This window comes from Neorhizobium sp. S3-V5DH, assembly GCF_004343065.1.
GTDB classification, from domain to species: Bacteria; Pseudomonadota; Alphaproteobacteria; order Rhizobiales; family Rhizobiaceae; genus Neorhizobium; species Neorhizobium huautlense.
This window is the reverse complement of record NZ_SMCL01000025.1, coordinates 25,341-44,006: the sequence shown is the minus strand read 5'-3', so window position 1 is coordinate 44,006 and position 18,666 is coordinate 25,341. Positions and strand designations below refer to the sequence as shown.

The following is an 18,666-nucleotide window of genomic DNA, read 5'->3' as shown; positions in this document are numbered from 1 at the left end:
ATCTTCACGCCGTGCCTTGTGCGGGCGGAACCTTGCCGTCGGGCGTCAGACCGTCCACGGCATCAGGAAGCTCCCTGGATAATCTCCTCAGCACTTCCTCTTCGGAAAGACCGGTCTTGGCTGCTACATCACGCACGACGTCCGGCCCAAGGGCCTCTTGAAGCTCCGTGTCGTTGATCGGCTCGTTGGCGCCGGTCCTTACCCAGCTCTCGGCTTTGTTTCCCTGTCCGGCCTGACGGAATTGATCGAGCAGGTCGTTCAGCCCCCCGTTGAGGAGCGAACCGACCCCGCCACCTGCGAGAATGCTGCCGAGGCCACCGCTGCTGAGCCTGCCGAGAACATCGTTCAGTCCTCCCGAGGGCTGCGAGGCGGTCGTTCCTTCAGTTCCACTCGGGGGCGTCCCCTGCCGCCCTTCGGTAATGTTTTTCAAAATTTCGGCAATTTTATCCCTGTTCTGGTAGCCGGCAACGGCCAGCACCGCGAGAAGGGCCTTCAATGGGCCGCGTTGCATGATTTGCCTCCCTTGCTGCCTTGTTTGGCTTCGACACAGCAGTTTTCAATCACTTAGGATTCGTGGGGCAAACGGCAATACAGGAAGCCCGTACGGTCGTTCGCGGAAGCGGCAGTTCTCAAGAGGCCACGGCTTGCTTATCTTGCGAGAACAGACCGGGATAATACTCCCCTCCCCGTCATTCCTGTCCCCGGACTTGATCCGGGGATCCGTCACAGGAATCCAGCAGCGCCGCGTCGGCGGCGCGAAAGACTCTTAATCTTGCAACAAGCCAGAGTCTCTCGCCTGGCAGACGCGCGGCGGCTGGATCCCGGCTCGAAGCCGGGATGACGGAGGATGAATCTCCTCTCGTCAGCGGATATCAAGCTACGCGCAATAACCCCGACTGCGGCAAGCCTCACTTCGACAAGGCCTGTCCCCTCGACCTCTCCCGCAAGACACTGTAACCATCCTCATTTGAGAGAAGGAACCCGAATGGACGCGACCTCGACATCATCCGACATGGCGGAAATGGACCGCATACGCGCAGTGGAGCATAGGCGGCTGCGGGCGCTGGTCGAGGGCGACATGGAGACTGCCATGTCTCTGCATGCCCCTGATTTTCAATTGATAACGCCGATCGGCATGCCGCTGTCGCGGGAACAGTATCTCGGTGCGGTTTCGCAAGGCGCGATCAAATATCTGACATGGCAGCCTCAGGAGATAGTGGTTCGGCTGCATGAGGACGTGGCGCTTATCCGCTACCGTGCCGCGCTCGAAGTCATCTTCAACGGCCACAAGGTGCCGCTCAGCGATTACTGGCATACGGATACCTACGAGCATCGGGACGGACGCTGGCTGGTCGTCTGGTCGCAGGCAACGGCGATCCAGTAGGGCCACCCTTTTTGCCGCGAGGCCGAAGGGGAGATCGGGCGGCCGCGGCGAACCCGTCCCCTTCGTCCTGACCGCTCGATTTGCGCCTTATGCTGCCGGCGGCCGATATCGAACCGATTTCGCCTTCCCCATGGCCTGCATCGCCTCGTCGACGCTAAGAAGGACGGTGGTCTCGAGAGAGCGCACCGCGCCACCGGCGCCGATGGCCAGCGAGACGGCAGCCATCGAGACATTGTCGGGGGCTTCCCACAGATTCCAGCCGTCATGCTCGCCGAAGGCGTACCAGAATCCATGGAGCTTTCCGCCGACGGATTCGATGTAGGTACGGGCCGCCTCCCGCCGATCCTCGGGGTTTTCGATCATCCGCGCCCAGGTCTCGGGCGTGTAGCTAAAACGCGTGAGATACATGGCCATGGCTTGCCTCCTCCATCAGGCCAGTTCAGTTAACGCCCAAGTTTGCAGGAACGCGAGTCAATCCAACGGAGGATTGCCTGCGAGAATAGCCAGGGGGAGGATTGCCGGGACTAGACCGGTGTATTGAGGACGGATGAATTGCTTCTCGGGATCATGAGCGTATCCTCAGCCGGCGTCGGGACAGTGCTCTACTGTTGGGAACCCGAACCATTTGCACCTATAGCGATCCGTCAGCGGCCAGAGAGAAGAAGGCGGCCGCGGGAATCGATGATTGGTCGTCGGCAACGGCGGCGATCTCGGACGCAACCGCACAGCCCAAGTTGACTGAGTCAAGACACGGGCGTCGGCTAGTCCATACCAGGTGACGTCGGTGTCCAGATAGGAGATACCGAGATGAATAAGTTGTGCCTACCGATCCTGACGCTTTTGATCGGGTTCCCCTTACTGATCTGCGGCGTAGCAACTGCGGAAGAGGGAGATTATTACGATGGCATTCCCCAGCGGGGCTATTCTGCTCTTGCCCCGGACTCTATGACGACATCCAGCGTCAGGAATTCCGCCGAGGTGCGCGATCCACTCTATCGGCTCCGGATCAGAAGTGGCCGCGACAACACTTGGCCGGCCTTCAATGATGGCATGCCGCTTTCCGATTAATATCTCTCGGCGAAAAACATTGGCCGTCGAGACTTGCAACTTGGCGGCCAACGCGGGGAACGACAGTTGATAGCAGTTATGGCAGCTTTCGAAAGCTCCGTCTGGTGCTCAGATCACGGCAAGCCCGACGCATACCTGCTTTACCCATTCCTGGAACCCTCTGTCGAAATTTCCCGCAGCGGAGCGCGGCTCAGTTCGTTGCCGGCGGCGATCGCCTTGCGCAGGAGCCGCATCAGTTCCTGCTGCTCTTCACCGGTCAGGCCGCGGACCAGCAGTTCCTGCGCTGTCTCCACCGCCGGGCTGACCGCTTCAAGCGTCTTTTGCCCTTCCGTGGTGATCTGCAGCTCGCGGGAGCGCCGATCCCGGCTGCTGGCGCGGCGCTCCAGCAAGCCCTTCTGCGCCAGGCGGTCTACAACCCCCGTGATGGTCGTCCGATCATAGGCGATCAGCCCGGCCAGCGTGATCTGGTCGATTCCCGGATTGGTGCTGACCGCAGCAAGCGCTGCATATTGCACCGGCGTCAGATCGAAACCCGCCCCCTCCACCTCCGCGTGAAAGACCGCCACCGCGATCTGCTGAAACCGGCGGGCGAGATGCCCCGGCATATCATTGTTGTCCTTCACCGACGTCTCCGCTGCGTATCATCTTCTTGACAGCATACTGATGATCAGTATGCTGATCAATTATTCACTTGCCGCATTCACGGCGGCAGGCCGGCACAGACTAAATCACGGGACGATCCGGCAGTCGACATCGCGACCGAACCGGCCGACCGTTCCCGCGCGAAAGCCTCAAAGACCCAAGCGGAGGAGAAGCGTGATGCAATTTCATTTGAGCGGCTACCATCCCGGCGATCCGGAGATTTCCGATCCTGCCGAACGTGTCGCGGCGTCCGGCGCCTCCGGTCCGCTGCCGGAGGAGGTCGACGTACTCATTGTCGGCTGCGGCCCGGCCGGCCTCACCTTGGCAGCCCAGCTTTCCGCCTTCTCGGATATCAGGACCTGCATCGTCGACCAGAAAACCGGCCCGCTGCTTCGCGGTCAGGCAGATGGCATCGCCTGCCGCACCATGGAGATGTTCGAGGCCTTCGGCTTTGCCGAACGGGTCCTGAAGGAGGCCTATTGGGTCAACGAGACGAGTTTCTGGAAGGCCGCGGAGGATGGTGATGGCCGGATCGTTCGAAGCGGCCGGATCCAGGACACCGAAGACGGGCTTTCGGAATTCCCGCATGTCATCCTCAACCAGGCGCGTGTGCACGATTTCTTCCTCGACGTCATGCGAAAATCACCTGCCAGGCTCGAGCCGCATTACGGCCGGCGCCTGATCGATCTTTCGGTGGACGAGGCGTCATCCTCCCACCCGGTCACCGCAAGGTTCGAGCGGCTCGACCCGGAGCATGAAGGGCAGGTCGAAACGATCAAGGCCCGCTACGCGGTCGGTTGCGACGGCGCGCGCAGCACGGTGCGAAAGTCCATCGGCCGCGTCCTCACCGGCGATTCCGCCAACCATGCCTGGGGTGTCATGGACGTGCTCGCCGTCACCGATTTTCCCGACATCCGGCTGAAGGCGCTGATCCAGTCCCCGGGCGAAGGAAGCATCGTGCTCATCCCTCGCGAAGGGGGCTACCTCGTCCGCATCTATGTCGAACTGGACAAGCTCGATGCCGGCGAGCGGGTATCGAACCGCAGCATCACCTCCGATTATCTCATTGCCGCAACCCAGCGGATCCTGAAACCCTATACGCTGGAAGTAAAGGAGATCGCGTGGTGGTCGGTCTACGAGATCGGCCAGCGGCTTTGCGACAGGTTCGACGACGTGCCGGAGGAAGCGGGCGCCGGCCGCCGGCCCCGCGTCTTCATAGCCGGCGATGCCTGCCATACCCACAGCCCGAAGGCCGGACAGGGCATGAACGTTTCGATGCAGGACGCCTTCAATCTGGGCTGGAAGCTCGCGGCGGTCCTGCGCGGTCAAAGTCTTCCGCATCTGCTGCACAGCTATTCCGCCGAGCGCCAGGCGATCGCGAGCGAGCTGATCGATTTCGACCGGGAATGGGCGAAAATGCTCAGCGCATCCTCGGCGGAAGGCAGGCAGGTCGATCCGGCGGAAACCCAAAACTATTTCGTCCGCCACAGGCGCTACACCGCCGGCACGGCGGTCCGCTACCAGCCCTCGATCCTTACGGGGGATGCGACCCACCAACATCTTGCGGAGGGGTTTTCGATCGGCATGCGGCTCCATTCCGCGCCGGTCATCCGCCTGGCGGACGCCAAGCCTGTTCATCTGGGGCACGTGGTCAAGGCGGACGGCCGCTGGCGTATCCTTGCCTTTGCCGGCGCCGGAGACCCGGCCGACCCCGCCTCCGGCATTCAGGCCCTATGCGCTTTTCTGACCGATTCCTCGGTGTCGCCCATCCGGAAATACACCCCGGCGGGTCAGGATATCGACTCGGTGATCGATGTTCGCGCGATCTTTCAGCAGGGACATCGCGACCTTGCGGTGGAGAGGATGCCGGCCTTCCTGCTTCCCCGGAAAGGCCGCTACGGGCTTTGCGACTACGAAAAGATGTTCTGCCCCGACCTCAAGCACGGTCAGGACATCTTCGATCTGCGCGGCATCGACCGGCAACGGGGGTGCCTAGTGGTCGTCCGTCCCGACCAGTATGTGGCGCAGGTTCTTCCGCTCAACGGCCATGCCGGCCTGGCGGCCTTCTTCGACGGTTTCATGGCCTTGAAGGGATAATGGTCTGAGTGCGCGTTGACATCCGATTCAATTTGTACAACTGTACAAATTATAAGGTCAATCGACAAAGAGTCCGATGCGCCAGAGCTTGAAAGAATCGCTTCTTCGACACGCCGTGACGCTGTTTTCGCAGAGCGGCTACAATGCGGTTTCGCTGCGCGACATCGCCAAGGCGGCCGGCGCCAATGTCGGCAGCCTGACCTATCACTTCGGCTCGAAGGCCAATCTGCTTCGAGAGATCTACGAACTTCACACGAGGCCGATGAACGCCCGCCGCCTCGAGCTGCTCGGCGAGGCGCGGCGGATCAGCAATCCCGACGAACGGCTGATGGCCGTTCTCAGGGCCTATGTCGTTCCAGCCTTTATCTCTTCGACAGAAGGCGACGGCGGCGGTGCGGAATTTACGCGGATGCGGGCAGTCCTTTCCGCTGAAGGCAATCCCGATGCCCGCAAAATCATCGCCGACGCTTTCGACGAGACGAGCCGCGTCTTCATCGATGCGCTTTCCGAATGCGTGCCCGGCGCATCGCCGAAAGGGCTCATCTGGCGCAGCCAGTTCCTCCTCGGCGCCCTTTATTACACCCTCGTCAACCCGGAGCGCGTAACGCGCCTTTCCGGAGGAACCGTGGATGGAGAAGACCGGGAAGCCGCCGTCAACCAGATCGTCGAGGCAAGCTATGCCAGCTTCCGCAGCCTCTCCACGGAACTCGCCGCGCCTGCGCCACGGATCATGAAAGGTAGAAATTGATGCCCACTGCCTCCCATGCGAGCGAGACACGGCGCAAGCCGGATTTCACTCTCCCAGCCGGCAGTTGCGATGCCCATTGCCATGTCTTCGGTCCTGGAGATGTTTTTCCCTACGCGCCCGATCGCAGCTATACACCCGCCGATGCACCGAAAGAGGCGCTTGCAGCGCTTCACGAAACGCTCGGCATCGACCGCGCCGTGATCGTGCAGGCCAGCTGCCACGGCACCGACAACCGCGCCATGCTCGATGCGATCGCCCGGCGCCCTGACCGCTATCGCGGCGTGGCCATCGTCGACGGCAGTTTCGACGACAAGGCCTATCAGCTGCTGGACGATGGCGGCGTGCGCGGAGTCCGCTTCAATTTCGTCCGCCATCTCGGTGGCGCGCCCGACATGGATGTGTTCAACGGGGTGATCGACCGGATCAAGGGCCGCGGCTGGCACGTCGTCCTGCATCTGGATGCGGCCGATATTCTGCCGCTTTCCGACATGATCCGCAGCCTGCCGGTGCCCTTCGTGGTCGACCACATGGGCCGCGTCGACACGACGCTCGGCATTGATCAGCCGGCAATCCGGGCGCTGCTGGAACTTGCCCGGCGGGAGAACTGCTGGATCAAGGTCAGCGGCTCCGAGCGGATTGCGCGTTTTCCGTTCGATGCGGCGGTGCCGTTCGCTCGGGCGCTCGTGGAAACGAGCCCCGAGCGGACGCTTTGGGGCACGGATTTTCCGCATCCCAATCTAAAGGAACCCGTCGACGAGGTTGACCTCGTCGACCTCGTTCCCCGGTTCGCGATCACCGCGGAGGAACAGCAGCGGCTGCTCGTCGATAATCCCGCGCGGCTTTACGGTTTTGCCGCCTGAGCGGACTTTCAAAAAGAGGAGGAGGAGAAGATGCATTTTGATATGGTGCGGAAACCGGAGGGGATGCTCCGGCGGACTGCTCGGGTGATGACATGGCTGCTACCGGCAATTGCACTGGCGGTCGCGGCTCCCGTCGGCGTTCAGGCGCAGGCGGATTACCCCTCGCGTGACATCACTCTCGTTCTGCCCTTCGGCCCGGGCGGGATTGCCGACATCACTTCGCGGGTCGTAGCGGATGCTCTCGGCAAGAAGCTCGGCCGGCAGATCGTCATCCTCAATCAACCGGGTGCAGGCGGCGCCACCGCCGCGCGGGCGGCCCTCAATGCCGAGGCCGACGGCTACACGCTCGCCCTGCTTTCGAACGGGACCGCAATCAGCGTGCCGCTTTTCAAGAACCTGCAATTCGATCCGGTCAAGGATTTCACCCCCGTATCGAGCCTTGCCTATTTCGACTTCGTCTTCGTGACCAAGGCAGGCGGCAAGTTCAAGACGCTCAAGGATGTTCTGGAGGCGGCAAAGGCCGATCCGGGTGGCCTGAACGTCGGAACCATCAATGTCGGCAGCAGCCAGAACCTTGCCGCCGAGCTCTTCAAATCGACCTCCGGCATCGACTTTACCATCGTGCCCTACAAGGCGACGCCGGACCTGCTGGTCGCGCTGCTCGGCGACGAGCTGGACGTGATCGTCGACAGCCAGACCGCGCTGAAGGCCGCACTGACGCAGGGACAGGCCACTGCAGTCGCTTCCTCCGGTCCGACACGCTCCAAACTGCTGCCGGACGTGCCGACCGCTCAGGAACAGGGTGTTGCCGGCTTCGACGTGACGTCCTGGAACGGCGTTTTTGCGCCAGCTGGTACGCCGGAAGAGGTGGTGAAGAAGCTCAACGCCGCGCTTGTCGACGTTCTGGCCGATCCGGCCATTCAGAAACGGTTTGCGGATCTGGGAGTCGAAGCCCGCTCCAGCACCCCTCAGGAGATCGGCGATCGCCTGAAGTCCGATATCGCCAAGTGGGGCGAGGTCATCAAGAAAGCCGGCATCCCGCAACAGTAGCGCGGGTGCGGGCACGTCTCTTTACCGGGCCGTCACGGGCGGCCCGGTTTGCTCAAGGCTCTTCCTTCTTCGAAATCCAGGGCATGGGCTGCCGCTGGAGAAAGGCATCGATCCCGGCGCGTCCCTCGTCGCTTTCCCAACGGTCGGCGAGCAGGCCGATGCTGTAAGCAATCGAATCATCAGTCGCTTCACGGGCGAGGTTCTGAATAAGGCTCTTAGCGCTGGCCACCGCTCCTGGCGCACAATCAAGGAAAGCCGAGACCTCTGCCGCGATTGCACCGTCGAGTTCGCCCTGTGAGCAAACGACCGACACCAGCCCGATTTCACGCGCCGTCTCGGCATCAAAACGGCGGGCATTCAGAAACAGGCGGCGGGCATGGCCCTCGCCGATGCGCCGGACGACATAAGGGCCGATCGTCGCCGGGATGAGGCCAAGCCGGGTTTCGGTGAGCGCGAACTCTGCGCTCCCGGCAGCGATGACGATGTCGCAGACGGACATCAGGCCGATGCCGCCGCCGAAGGCATTGCCCTGCACCTTGCCGACCAGCGGCTTCGGCAGGTCGTCCAGCGCCTTCAGCATCATCGCAAGTTCGGTCGCACCTTCAATTTTGCCGTTGCGGTCCTTGCCCCCCTGATCCCGCATCCACTGAAGGTCGCCGCCGGCGCAGAAGGTCGGACCCGAAGCGGCCAGCACCACGACCCGAACCGTGTCATCGGATGCAAGCCTCGCCGCCGCATCGGCCAATTCGGCAATCATCATGGCGTTCATGGCGTTGTGTTTTTCCGGCCGGTTCAGCGTCAGTTCGGCGATCCCCCGGACATCCTGCCCGATGGTCAGCGTCTGGTAGCCGCTCATCAGCGTGCACCTCTCAATCTACGGGCGAAGGCCTCCGCCTCCGCCAACAGGCTGCGGTTGATGCGGGTTTCGAAACCGAGTGCATGGAGATGGTCGACAGTTCTGCCGGTTGCGACATTGCCTTCCGCGCCTGGTGCGTAGGGGCAGCCGCCCAGTCCGCCTGCCGCCGCGTCGAAGACACGCAGCCCCTTTTCCAGCGATACGGTGACGTTGTCGACGGCGCGACCGTTGGTGTCGTGGAAATGGCCCGCGAGGGACGCAACCGGCACACGCTCCAGAACCGCATCCAGCATGGCCTTGATCCGCTCCGGCGTGCCGGTACCGATCGTATCTCCGAGCGAGATCTCGTAACAGCCGAGGTTCAGGAGTTTCTCCGCCACGTCCGCCACCCCGGCGGGAGATGTCGGTCCGTCATAAGGGCAATCGACGACACAGGAAATGTAGCCGCGCACCGGCACACCATCCCGCCGGGCCTGTTCAACCAGCGGGACGAACCGCTCCAGACTTTCGGCGATGCTGCAATTGATATTGCGCCGGCTGAAGCCTTCGGAAGCGGAAGCGAAGACAGCGACCTCGTCCGCCCTTGCCGCGCATGCAGCCTGGTAACCGCGCAGGTTCGGCGTCAGCACGGTGTAGAGAGTGCCGGGCTTACGGGTGACGCCGGCCATGACCTCCGCCCCGTCGGCCATCTGGGGCACCCAATCGGCGCGGACAAAGCTCGTCACCTCGATCTTCTCAAAACCGCAGGCGGAGAGCATGTCGACCAGTTTGATCTTGTCGATGGCCGGAATGATGCGCTTCTCGTTCTGCAGGCCATCGCGGGGACCGACTTCGTGGATGCGCACGAACTCAGCCATGTTCCGCCTCCTGAAGCGGCTCCAGCGTCAGAAGTACGGCCCCTTCCAGAACCTGCTCGCCTTCCGACACCATTACATCGGCTATGGTGCCGTCGCGGGAGGCCGGCAGCGTCAGCTCCATCTTCATCGCTTCCATCACCGCCAGCGTCTCACCTTTGACGACAGTGGCGCCGGGTCTCGCCCGCATCAGCTTCACCTGACCCGGCATGGGCGCGACAATGCGGTCACCGCCGGCGACCGCTTCATCTTCGCCCGCCAGGACGTCCATCAGGACGAAATGCCAGTTTTCGCCATCCCGGAAGATCGTCACGTCCCTGAGGCCGCGAATTGCATGGAGCGTGTGGCTTCGGCCGGCGCCCTCGACGATATAGGCGTCGCCGGCGTATGAAACGCGAAGGTCGGAGGATTTGCCCTCGGCCGTCACCTCGTATCCGCCCTCCGGCCTTGCGGCAAAGGAAACCGGCAGGCGATGGCCCCGATGCTCGAGCGACACGAAATCCTCGGCTTTCGACCACAGCCGAAACCCTGAAAGAGCATCCCGGGGGTCATTCGATTTTTTCCGTTCAAGCGCACCGGCCAGGATGAGGGTCGCCAGCGCGACAACATCGTGCGGCGCCGGATGAATCATCGTCAACTCGGCAAGATGACGATCGATCAAGCCCGTATCCGGACGGCCCTCGGTGAAATCAGGCTGCGCCGTTAGCCGGCGAAGGAAGGTGGCATTGGTCGTGACGCCTGTGGCACGGACTTGCGCGAGAGCCGTCGAGAGCGCCGACAGCGCTGCAGCCCTGTCAGCCCCATGGGTAACGATCTTGGCAATCATCGGATCGTAATAGGGGGAGATACGGTCGCCGGCGCGCACGCCGCTGTCGACGCGGGCGAGATGCTCGGGCAGATCGAGATGGGTTAGCTTGCCCGTTGCAGGCAGGAAACCCCGCTCGGCATCCTCGGCATAAAGCCGGGCCTCAAAGGCCCAGCCATGGATGGAAAGCTCTTCCTGCCGGCGCGGCAGAGGCTCTCCAGACGCAATGCGGAGCTGCCATTCGACGAGATCGACACCGGTGATCGCTTCCGTCACAGGATGCTCCACCTGCAACCGGGTATTCATCTCCATGAACCAGAACCGATCGGCCCGAAGCCCTTCGGAACCGTCGGCGATAAATTCGATCGTACCGGCCCCGGAATAACTGATCGCCTGCGCGGCTTTTACGGCTGCCTCACCCATAGCGCAGCGCATCTCGTCCGGCATGCCGGGTGCGGGCGCTTCCTCGATGACCTTCTGGTGGCGGCGCTGAAGCGAGCAGTCGCGCTCGAACAGATGCACGACATTGCCGTGGTCGTCGCCAAAAACCTGGATCTCGATGTGCCGCGGATGGGTAATGTATTTTTCGATGAGGCAGGAGGCGTCGCCGAAAGCAGCCAGCCCCTCACGCTGGGCCGATGCAAGCGCTTCCTTGAAGGAGGCGGCGTTTTCGACACGGCGCATGCCCTTGCCGCCTCCGCCGGCGCGGGCCTTGATGAGAACCGGGAAGCCGATGCGCTCCGCTTCCCGCAAGAGGAAATCAGGATCCTGTTCGGCGCCGTGATAACCCGGCACGACCGGCACACCGGCTCTTTCCATCAGCCCCTTGGCGGCGTCCTTCAGGCCCATGGCGCGGATGGCATCCGGCGACGGCCCGATAAAACGAATGCCGGCCGATGTCACCGCATCGGCGAAATCCGGGTTCTCCGACAGGAACCCATAACCCGGATGGATGCCATCGGAGCCGGTGCGGACGGCCGCTGCGATGATCAGGTCGCCGCGCAGATAGCTCTCTGACGCCGGAGATGGACCGAGGTGCACTGCCTCACCGGCAAGCGAGACATGCAAGGCATCGCGATCCGCATCGGAATAGACGGCAACAGTTGCGATGCCCAGCCTGTGACAGGAGCGGATGATGCGGCAGGCAATCTCGCCGCGATTGGCTATGAGGACTTTCCTGATCATGACGCCCTCACATGCGGAACACGCCGAAGCGTGTTTCCTCGATCGGCGCGTTGAGCGCGGCGGAGAGACTGAGCGCCAAAACCTGGCGGGTCTTGGCCGGATGGATAATGCCGTCGTCCCAAAGCCGCGCAGAGGCATAAAGCGGATGGCTCTGCTCCTCGAACTGATCGAGGACCGGCTGCTTGAATGCCGCCTCCTCTTCCGTGCTCCAGCTCCTGCCGCCGCGTTCGATCGCCTCACGCCGGACCGTCGCCAGCACACCGGCGGCCTGCGGGCCGCCCATGACGGAAATGCGGCTGTTCGGCCAGGTCCAGAGGAAACGGGGAGAATAGGCGCGGCCGGCCATGCCGTAATTGCCGGCGCCGAAGGACCCGCCGACTAGGATCGTCACCTTGGGCACCGATGTCGTGGCGACCGCCGTGACCAGTTTGGCGCCGTGCTTGGCGATGCCTTCCGCCTCATAACGCCTTCCGACCATGAAGCCGGTGATATTTTGCAGGAAGACGAGCGGGATTTTTCGCTGCGAGCAGAGTTCGATGAAATGCGCGCCCTTCTGGGCGCTTTCGGAAAACAGCACGCCGTTATTGGCTATGACGCCGACCGGGATCCCGAAGATATGCGCAAAGCCGCAGACGAGGGTCGTGCCGAAACGGGCCTTGAACTCGTCGAAGCGCGAGCCGTCAACCACGCGGGCGATCACCTCACGGATGTCGTAGGGCGTGGCAAGGGACGCCGGCACGATCGCGGCGATTTCTTCCGGGTCGTAGAGCGGGTCTTCCGGCTTTTCGAGCGCAGCAGTATCCGGCTTGCGGGTGTTGAGGCCGGCAACGGCACGCCGGACCAGCGCCAACGCATGGGCATCGTCGCGAGCGAGATGGTCGGCAACGCCGGAGAGCCGCGTATGGACGTCGCCGCCGCCCAGATCCTCGGCGCTGACCTCCTCGCCGGTGGCAGCCCTCACGAGTGGTGGGCCGGCGAGGAAGATCGTACCCTGGTCGCGAACGATGATCGCTTCATCCGACATGGCCGGCACATAGGCGCCGCCCGCGGTGCAGGAGCCCATCACCGCGGCGATCTGGGCAATGCCCTTCGCAGACATGCGGGCCTGATTGTAGAAGATGCGGCCGAAATGATCCCGGTCAGGGAATACCTCGTCCTGGTTCGGCAGGTTGGCGCCGCCAGAATCGACGAGATAGATGCAAGGCAGACGATTTTCCTCGGCGATCTCCTGGGCGCGGAGATGCTTCTTGACTGTCATCGGGTAATAGGTGCCGCCCTTTACGGTGGCATCGTTGGCGACCACCATGACCTCCCGGCCTTCCACACGGCCGATGCCGGTGACGATGCCGGCAGACGGACTGGCGCCGCCATAAAGCCCGTGCGCGGCCGTCGCTCCGATTTCGAGAAAGGGTGAGCCGTGATCCAGCAATCGGGCGATGCGCTCACGCGGGAGAAGCTTGCCGCGCTTCACGTGCCGCGCCCGCGCATCCTCGCCGCCACCGGCTTCGGCAAGCGAAACGGCGGCCTGAACCTCGGCGATCTTCATCTCCATGGCGGCGCGGTTGGCCTCGGCAGCTTCACTCCTCAGATTGACCTGCGACCGGATGACAGCCATCAGGCGGTTTCCTTGAAGAGCTCGCGGCCGATCAGCATGCGGCGGATTTCGGAGGTTCCGGCGCCGATCTCCATCAGCTTGGCGTCGCGCAGCAACCGGCCGGTCGGGTTGTCGTTGATATAACCGTTGCCGCCGAGCACCTGGATCGCCTGCAGCGCCTGCTGGGTCGCCTGTTCGGATGCGTAAAGGCAGCAGGCGGCGGCATCCTGCCGCGTCACCACGCCGCGATCGCAGGCGGTTGCGACAGCGTAGACATAGGCCCGGGCGGAATTCATGGCGGTGTACATGTCGGCCACCTTGGCCTGGATCAGCTGGAATTCGCCGATCGGCTGACCGAACTGCTTGCGCTCATGAATATAGGGCATCACAACGTCGAGGCAGGCATGCATGATGCCGATGCCGATGCCGGCGAGAACGACACGCTCGTAATCGAGCCCGGACATCAGCACGCGCACGCCGCCGCCCTCGATGCCCATGACGTTTTCAGCCGGCACTTCGCAATCCTCAAACACCAGTTCGCAGGTGTTGGAGCCGCGCATGCCGAGCTTGTCGAGCTTTTGAGCGGTGGAAAAGCCTGCGAAGCCTTTCTCGATCAGGAAGGCGGTGATGCCTTTCGGGCCGGCGGCCGGATCGGTCTTCGCATAGACCACCAGCACATCCGCATCCGGACCGTTGGTGATCCACATCTTGCTGCCGTTCAGAACATAGACGTCGCCCCGCTTTTCAGCCCGAAGCTTCATCGAGACCACGTCGGAGCCAGCCCCTGGTTCCGACATCGCAAGCGCCCCGACGTGCTCTCCCGAGCAGAGTTTGGGCAGATACCGCGCCTTCTGCTCGGCATTGCCGTTGCGGTTGATCTGGTTGACGCAGAGATTGGAATGGGCCCCATAGCTGAGCGACGTCGAGGCGGAGGCCCGCGCCAGTTCCTCGACGGCGACGACATGGGCGAGGTAGCCAAGTCCTGAACCGCCAAAATCCGGATCGGCGGTGATGCCGAGCAGACCGAGCGCCCCCAATTCAGGCCACAGATCGCGGGCAAATTCGTTGCTTCGATCGATTTCATCGGCGCGGGGCGCAAGCTTTTCCTGCGCGAAACGATGAACGGTTTCGCGAACCGCCTCGACATCCTCACCGAGAGCGAAATCCATGCTTGAGTGGAACACCTTGTCTCCTCCCGGTGTGCCAAGATTTTATCAGAAGGTTGTGGGGCAGCCGCGAACGATCGTCAATGACCCAGACGGAGATCGCAATATCCGGTCGTTTCAGGAAAGCGCTTTGAAAAAAGATTGCCTTTATTTCGGCAGATGATGCGGGTTCAATCCCGGTACCCATTGGGTATTCGGCATTCGAGTGCCGGTATAGGTGATGCCGCTTTCGGTTTCACAGCGATAGACGCGGGTCGGCATGCGGTCGCCATAGAGAATGTCGAAACGGCCGCGGGGCCGGTAGACCTCTTCGATATCCGTGGTGCAGGTATAGGCCTGCTTCTGCACACGCTCCTCTTCCGGCACCACACCGGGCAGATCCCGAAAATAGGTGCCGGGCGAGAAATCCAAGCTCTTCCGCTCGGCCGCGAACACGTCAACGGGCGCAAACGCGGCGATGATGAGCGCCACAAGCATTACGACGGGCAAGATCCATGCACCCTTGAACATCATTCCACTCCTCACCCGCAAATCCCGCGGGTGTTTCCAAGATATGGATGACAGAGCGCCCGTTCCATGGACCGGGGTCCACATTTGCGTGATCATCAACCGATTTCCAATCGGCGATAGTCCGTAGGCTGCTGATAGAGCCAGCCGATGCGCTTGACTGCTGCTTCGAAGTTTTCACGCGCGACGCTCATCGTGTGGCCATTGGCATGGAGAAGCGTTTCCTCGTTTTCCATGATGCCGACATGGCCTTTCCAGAAAACGAGATCGCCGCGACAAAGTTCCTCACGTGAGATGGAGACGCCGACCTCGGCCTGCATGTCGGAATCGCGAGGTGCGGCCTTGCCGACCATCATCAGTGCGAGCTGAACCAATGCGGAGCAATCCAGCCCGAAGCCGGAACGGCCGCCCCAGAGATAGGGCGTCTCGATAAACTTCTCCGCGACCGCGACGTAGTCGTCACCCATGGTCTCGGCAACGGGAAGGCAATGGCTGGCGATCACCGCACCGCCGCCGGACAAGAGACAATAACGCGTGCCGCGGGTTTCCGCTTCGCCGACCACCACGATGCGGCTGCCCAGGGAGAGAGCCGTCGTCGGAGGCTTGCGAAGCTCTGGCTCCGGGTAAACGAAGGTGCGTTGAACTGCGATACGATGTGTCGGTTCTTCCGGTTCGCCCAACATAGTCTCCGGCAGATAACCGACATAGCCGTCCTGATCGGCCTGGACCCAGGCGAAGCCACCGGCGCGATCGAAGACCCGGACGGTCTCCCCAAAAAGAAGTTCCGTATCGATGCCGAGAGCAAGGTCGGGCGACGGCCGCAACTGGGCTATCGGCACGACGACCCGAGCTGGTTCGCCACGCACGAAATTTTCCGCGTCGACGCTGCCCTTCAGCAATTCGTCGGCGAGGTCGGGCCGGAAGGCATGCAGGCGTCTGTCGAGCAGCTTCGTCATTTCATATTCCCGGCCGGCGGGCTTCCTGGATGATCAAGTCGCCCATTTTTTCAAGAAACAAGGCGCCTGCGACCGTGCGCTTGATGATCACGTTGCGGCGGTCGCGTTCGTCCCGTTCGCGATCCACCAGGCCCATGCCGCCCATCGAGTCCAATGCGCGGGTAATCACCGGCTTGGATACGCCGAGCGTTGCCGCCAAGCCCCTTACCGTATGGGGCGGCGGCACCAGATAAATATGCAGCAGGATCGATATCTGGCGCAATGTCAGATCCCGCCCGTCATGCCGCACCTGCTCCAGCGAGACCCGGTGCCACAAACCTAATGCCTGCGTGGCCGTCAGTTCCAGCGTCATGATGACCCTCGGCTCAAAATCCTGCAGATTTTAGGCCGAAGGTCTTACCGGTTTGTTTCGGCGCTTACTTCGCAGCCATATCGCGGATCACCCGGTAGAGGGCACGGATTGCAAAGGCCTCGCCGCCGACCGGCGCATGCGGTTTATCGGCCAACACCCAGGCGTAGATGTCGAAATGTGCCCAGCTTCTGGTGGCCGTGACGAAGCGCTTCAGGAAGAGAGCCGCGGTAATGGCACCCGCCATGCCGCCCGATGGCGAATTGGTGATATCGGCGGCGCGGGCGCGGATATCCTTGTCATAACCCATCCAGAGCGGCAGCCGCCACAAGGGATCGGCCTCAGCCTTTGCGGCTTCCATCAGTCTCGCGGACAGCGTCTCGTCGTCAGTAAAATAAGGCGCCAGTTCGGCGCCGAGAGCGACACGCGCCGCGCCGGTGAGGGTCGACATGTCGATCATCAGGTCCGGCGGGTTTTCATCCGCATAGGCGAGCGCATCTGCGAGGACCAAACGGCCTTCAGCATCGGTATTGTCGATCTGCACGGTGAGACCCTTGCGGCTCCGGTAGATATCGCCGGGGCGGAAGGCGTTGCCCGAAATGGAGTTTTCGACCGCCGGCACGAGCACCTGAAGGTCGACTTTTAGTCCGGCATCCATGATCATCAGGGCAAGGCCCATGACATTTGCCGCACCGCCCATGTCCTTCTTCATCAGCGCCATGTTGGCGGCGCCCTTGATATCGAGACCACCGGTATCGAAGCAGACGCCCTTGCCGACAAGCGTCACGCGCGGATGCCCCTTCTCGCCCCAGCGCAATTCGAGCAGCCGAGGTGCAGAAGCGCTGGCGCGGCCGACGGTGTGGATCAGCGGGAAGTTTTCCTCCAGCAGATCCTCGCCGACTATCGAAGTGACGGTCGCGCCATAATGTTCGCCAAGGGCGCGGAAGGCGGCCTCCAGCTCGGCTGGCCCCATCTCGTTGGTCGGAATATTGACGAGGTCGCGCGCCAGGAAGACGGCGGCAAGCTGACGTTCGACATCGGCAACATCGACCGTCTCGGGAACCACGAGCCGGACGTCTTTCTGCTTTTCGGCCTTATATCGGCTGAAGGCGTAGGTGCCGAGGCCGTAACCCAGTGCAAGCTGCTCCGGTGGCAAGGATGCCGCGGTTTCGATGTGCCAGTCTCCTGCCGGCAACAGCTTGGAGAGCCGACCGGTGATGAAAGGAGCCTCCGCCGGGTCGTTGCCGAGGCCGAAGAAGGCGCTTCCCACCTCCCCGCCAGCCGGGACGAGCAGAAGAGCACCGGCTTCGGCCTTGAAGCCCGCGGCTTTTGTCCAGGCGAGCACCGGCGGCTCGAACTTTCCTTCTTCGAGGTCGGACGGAGTCACGGCGTAGACGGGCTTGGTAGCCGCGGTCTTCATGCTGAAGATGGCGGGGCGCTCGATAAATTGAAACGGCGTCATGGGGGGCCTTTGCAAAGGGCTGGAATCGTTCATCTTAACGGTCTGTTAGGGTTAACAGTTTATTTCTGGAGAGGAAATGCGCCACATGCCGCCACCCGAGAAAAGGTCGCAGCGGCAAGGACTGACGAGACCCCTGATGACCGCTTCTGCCGCCCTAATCTTTCGCAAGAACCGTCTCGCCCAGACTGTCGCGATCGCCCTCCTGACGGTCTCCCTCGCCGGTTGCGCCAGCACCAAAAGGGATCCGGAGACAACCGGCTCGATCCCGAAGGTCTCCACGGCTTCGCTTCAGGGCATGGACACGGCCGCGCTTTCGGCCACCGAGCGGTCGATCGGGGCTGCCTATGTACGCGATCCGAAAAACAGGGATATCGGCCTGAGATATGCAACCGTACTCGGCATGACAGGCAAGTCCGCGCAGGCGCTTGCCGTGATGCAGCAAGTGGCGATTGCCCACCCTGCCGACCGCGAGGTTCTTGCAGCCTATGGCAAGGCGCAGGCCGCCGCCGGGCAGCTCGAACAGGCGCTGGCAACGATCAATCGTGCCCAGACGCCGGATCATCCCGATTGGCGGCTTTATTCGGCCGAAGGCGCCGTACTGGACCAGATGGGCCGCTCGGACGAGGCGCGGAAGAAATATCGCATGGCGCTCGATGCGCAGCCAAACGAGCCGAGCGTTATCTCCAATCTCGGCATGTCCTATGTCCTTTCAGGGGATCTTCGCACGGCCGAAACCTATATGCGTAACGCCGCAGCCCAGCCCAGTTCCGACAGCCGGGTGAGGCAGAACCTGGCACTCGTCGTCGGTTTGCAAGGCCGCTTTGCGGAAGCGGAAGAGATTGCCCGCAAGGAACTCTCGCAGCAGCAGGCGGATGCCAACGTCACCTACCTGCGCTCGATGCTGTCGCAGCAGAACTCGTGGAGCAAGCTTGCCGACAAGGACGGCAAAGGTAAGCCGAACAACACGAATTGAGCGGTCGCTAAAGAGAAAACGAGACCCCCGTCATCTCAAAAGCCTCTTTGATAAAGAGTCTTGCGGAAGTCTAAGCCATAGCTGCTTGCTTTTCGCCGTAGGTTGGATCG

General features: G+C 62.3%; 19 protein-coding genes. 7 read left to right on the top strand and 12 right to left on the bottom strand.

Going from position 1 to position 18,666, the window contains the following annotated elements; translation table 11 throughout:
- Positions 1-4: 4 nt before the first annotated feature.
- Positions 5-511, bottom strand: a complete 507-nt coding sequence (locus EDE09_RS24385; protein ID WP_105373882.1) for a YidB family protein — start codon at positions 509-511, stop codon at positions 5-7.
- Between the two features lie 474 nt (positions 512-985).
- Between EDE09_RS24385 and EDE09_RS24380 the strand changes: the two genes are divergently transcribed.
- Positions 986-1,384, top strand: a complete 399-nt coding sequence (locus EDE09_RS24380) for a nuclear transport factor 2 family protein (RefSeq protein ID WP_112796431.1) — start codon at positions 986-988, stop codon at positions 1,382-1,384.
- Positions 1,385-1,471: 87 nt separating this feature from the next.
- On the opposite strand, the gene EDE09_RS24375 is transcribed toward EDE09_RS24380, so the two are convergent.
- Positions 1,472-1,798, bottom strand: coding sequence for a GYD domain-containing protein (locus EDE09_RS24375; protein ID WP_162712201.1), 327 nt, complete (start codon positions 1,796-1,798; stop codon positions 1,472-1,474).
- 393 nt (positions 1,799-2,191) lie between these two features.
- Between EDE09_RS24375 and EDE09_RS24370 the strand changes: the two genes are divergently transcribed.
- Entirely contained in the window at positions 2,192-2,452 is a 261-nt protein-coding gene (locus EDE09_RS24370; RefSeq protein ID WP_112796429.1) for a hypothetical protein, read from the top strand.
- 140 nt (positions 2,453-2,592) lie between these two features.
- Here EDE09_RS24370 and EDE09_RS24365 read toward each other — a convergent pair whose 3' ends face one another.
- The gene (locus tag EDE09_RS24365) at positions 2,593-3,075 is read right to left on the bottom strand and encodes a MarR family transcriptional regulator (protein WP_112796427.1); all 483 of its coding nucleotides are present in this window, start codon (positions 3,073-3,075) and stop codon (positions 2,593-2,595) included.
- Positions 3,076-3,271: 196 nt separating this feature from the next.
- Here EDE09_RS24365 and EDE09_RS24360 point away from each other — a divergent pair, with 196 nt between their 5' ends.
- The 4 genes from EDE09_RS24360 (at position 3,272) to EDE09_RS24345 (ending at position 7,849) form a co-directional block, all read left to right on the top strand.
- The gene (locus EDE09_RS24360) at positions 3,272-5,191 is read left to right on the top strand and encodes an FAD-binding monooxygenase (protein WP_112796425.1); all 1,920 of its coding nucleotides are present in this window, start codon (positions 3,272-3,274) and stop codon (positions 5,189-5,191) included.
- Between the two features lie 76 nt (positions 5,192-5,267).
- On the top strand, positions 5,268-5,939 hold the full coding sequence (locus EDE09_RS24355; RefSeq protein WP_112796423.1) for a TetR/AcrR family transcriptional regulator: 672 nt from the start codon (positions 5,268-5,270) through the stop codon (positions 5,937-5,939).
- A complete protein-coding gene (locus EDE09_RS24350; RefSeq protein WP_132413165.1) occupies positions 5,939-6,799 on the top strand; it encodes an amidohydrolase family protein in 861 nt (286 codons plus the stop codon). The genes EDE09_RS24355 and EDE09_RS24350 overlap by 1 nt, the downstream gene beginning before the upstream one ends.
- Positions 6,800-6,829: 30 nt before the next feature.
- A complete protein-coding gene (locus EDE09_RS24345) occupies positions 6,830-7,849 on the top strand; it encodes a tripartite tricarboxylate transporter substrate-binding protein (protein ID WP_245505229.1) in 1,020 nt (339 codons plus the stop codon).
- 52 nt (positions 7,850-7,901) lie between these two features.
- On the opposite strand, the gene EDE09_RS24340 is transcribed toward EDE09_RS24345, so the two are convergent.
- The 9 genes from EDE09_RS24340 to EDE09_RS24300 all read right to left on the bottom strand — a co-directional run bounded on the left by EDE09_RS24340 (position 7,902) and on the right by EDE09_RS24300 (position 17,583).
- Positions 7,902-8,705, bottom strand: a complete 804-nt coding sequence (locus EDE09_RS24340) for a crotonase/enoyl-CoA hydratase family protein (RefSeq protein WP_112796419.1) — start codon at positions 8,703-8,705, stop codon at positions 7,902-7,904.
- Complete coding sequence (locus tag EDE09_RS24335; protein WP_112796417.1) at positions 8,705-9,562, bottom strand: hydroxymethylglutaryl-CoA lyase; 858 nt, start codon at positions 9,560-9,562, stop codon at positions 8,705-8,707. The genes EDE09_RS24340 and EDE09_RS24335 overlap by 1 nt, the downstream gene beginning before the upstream one ends.
- Positions 9,555-11,549 (bottom strand): acetyl/propionyl/methylcrotonyl-CoA carboxylase subunit alpha, encoded by a 1,995-nt coding sequence (locus tag EDE09_RS24330; protein WP_132413163.1) that lies wholly within the window; start codon positions 11,547-11,549, stop codon positions 9,555-9,557. Before EDE09_RS24330 ends, EDE09_RS24335 begins: the two co-directional genes overlap by 8 nt.
- Before the next feature lie 7 nt (positions 11,550-11,556).
- Positions 11,557-13,164, bottom strand: a complete 1,608-nt coding sequence (locus tag EDE09_RS24325; RefSeq protein WP_112796412.1) for a carboxyl transferase domain-containing protein — start codon at positions 13,162-13,164, stop codon at positions 11,557-11,559.
- Positions 13,164-14,312: an isovaleryl-CoA dehydrogenase gene (locus EDE09_RS24320; protein WP_207914886.1), complete on the bottom strand. Its 1,149-nt coding sequence runs from the start codon at positions 14,310-14,312 to the stop codon at positions 13,164-13,166. The genes EDE09_RS24325 and EDE09_RS24320 overlap by 1 nt, the downstream gene beginning before the upstream one ends.
- A 144-nt stretch (positions 14,313-14,456) precedes the next feature.
- Positions 14,457-14,819, bottom strand: coding sequence for a hypothetical protein (locus EDE09_RS24315; RefSeq protein WP_112823806.1), 363 nt, complete (start codon positions 14,817-14,819; stop codon positions 14,457-14,459).
- 95 nt (positions 14,820-14,914) lie between these two features.
- The gene (locus EDE09_RS24310; RefSeq protein WP_112796403.1) at positions 14,915-15,772 is read right to left on the bottom strand and encodes an NlpC/P60 family protein; all 858 of its coding nucleotides are present in this window, start codon (positions 15,770-15,772) and stop codon (positions 14,915-14,917) included.
- Position 15,773: 1 nt separating this feature from the next.
- The gene (locus EDE09_RS24305) at positions 15,774-16,124 is read right to left on the bottom strand and encodes a MarR family winged helix-turn-helix transcriptional regulator (RefSeq protein ID WP_105373896.1); all 351 of its coding nucleotides are present in this window, start codon (positions 16,122-16,124) and stop codon (positions 15,774-15,776) included.
- Positions 16,125-16,188: 64 nt separating this feature from the next.
- Positions 16,189-17,583, bottom strand: a complete 1,395-nt coding sequence (locus tag EDE09_RS24300) for a leucyl aminopeptidase family protein (RefSeq protein WP_112796401.1) — start codon at positions 17,581-17,583, stop codon at positions 16,189-16,191.
- A 136-nt stretch (positions 17,584-17,719) separates the two neighbouring features.
- Here EDE09_RS24300 and EDE09_RS24295 point away from each other — a divergent pair, with 136 nt between their 5' ends.
- Positions 17,720-18,556 carry a tetratricopeptide repeat protein gene (locus EDE09_RS24295; protein WP_112796399.1) on the top strand — a complete coding sequence of 279 codons (837 nt, stop codon included), beginning with the start codon at positions 17,720-17,722 and terminating at the stop codon, positions 18,554-18,556.
- Positions 18,557-18,666: the final 110 nt, after the last annotated feature.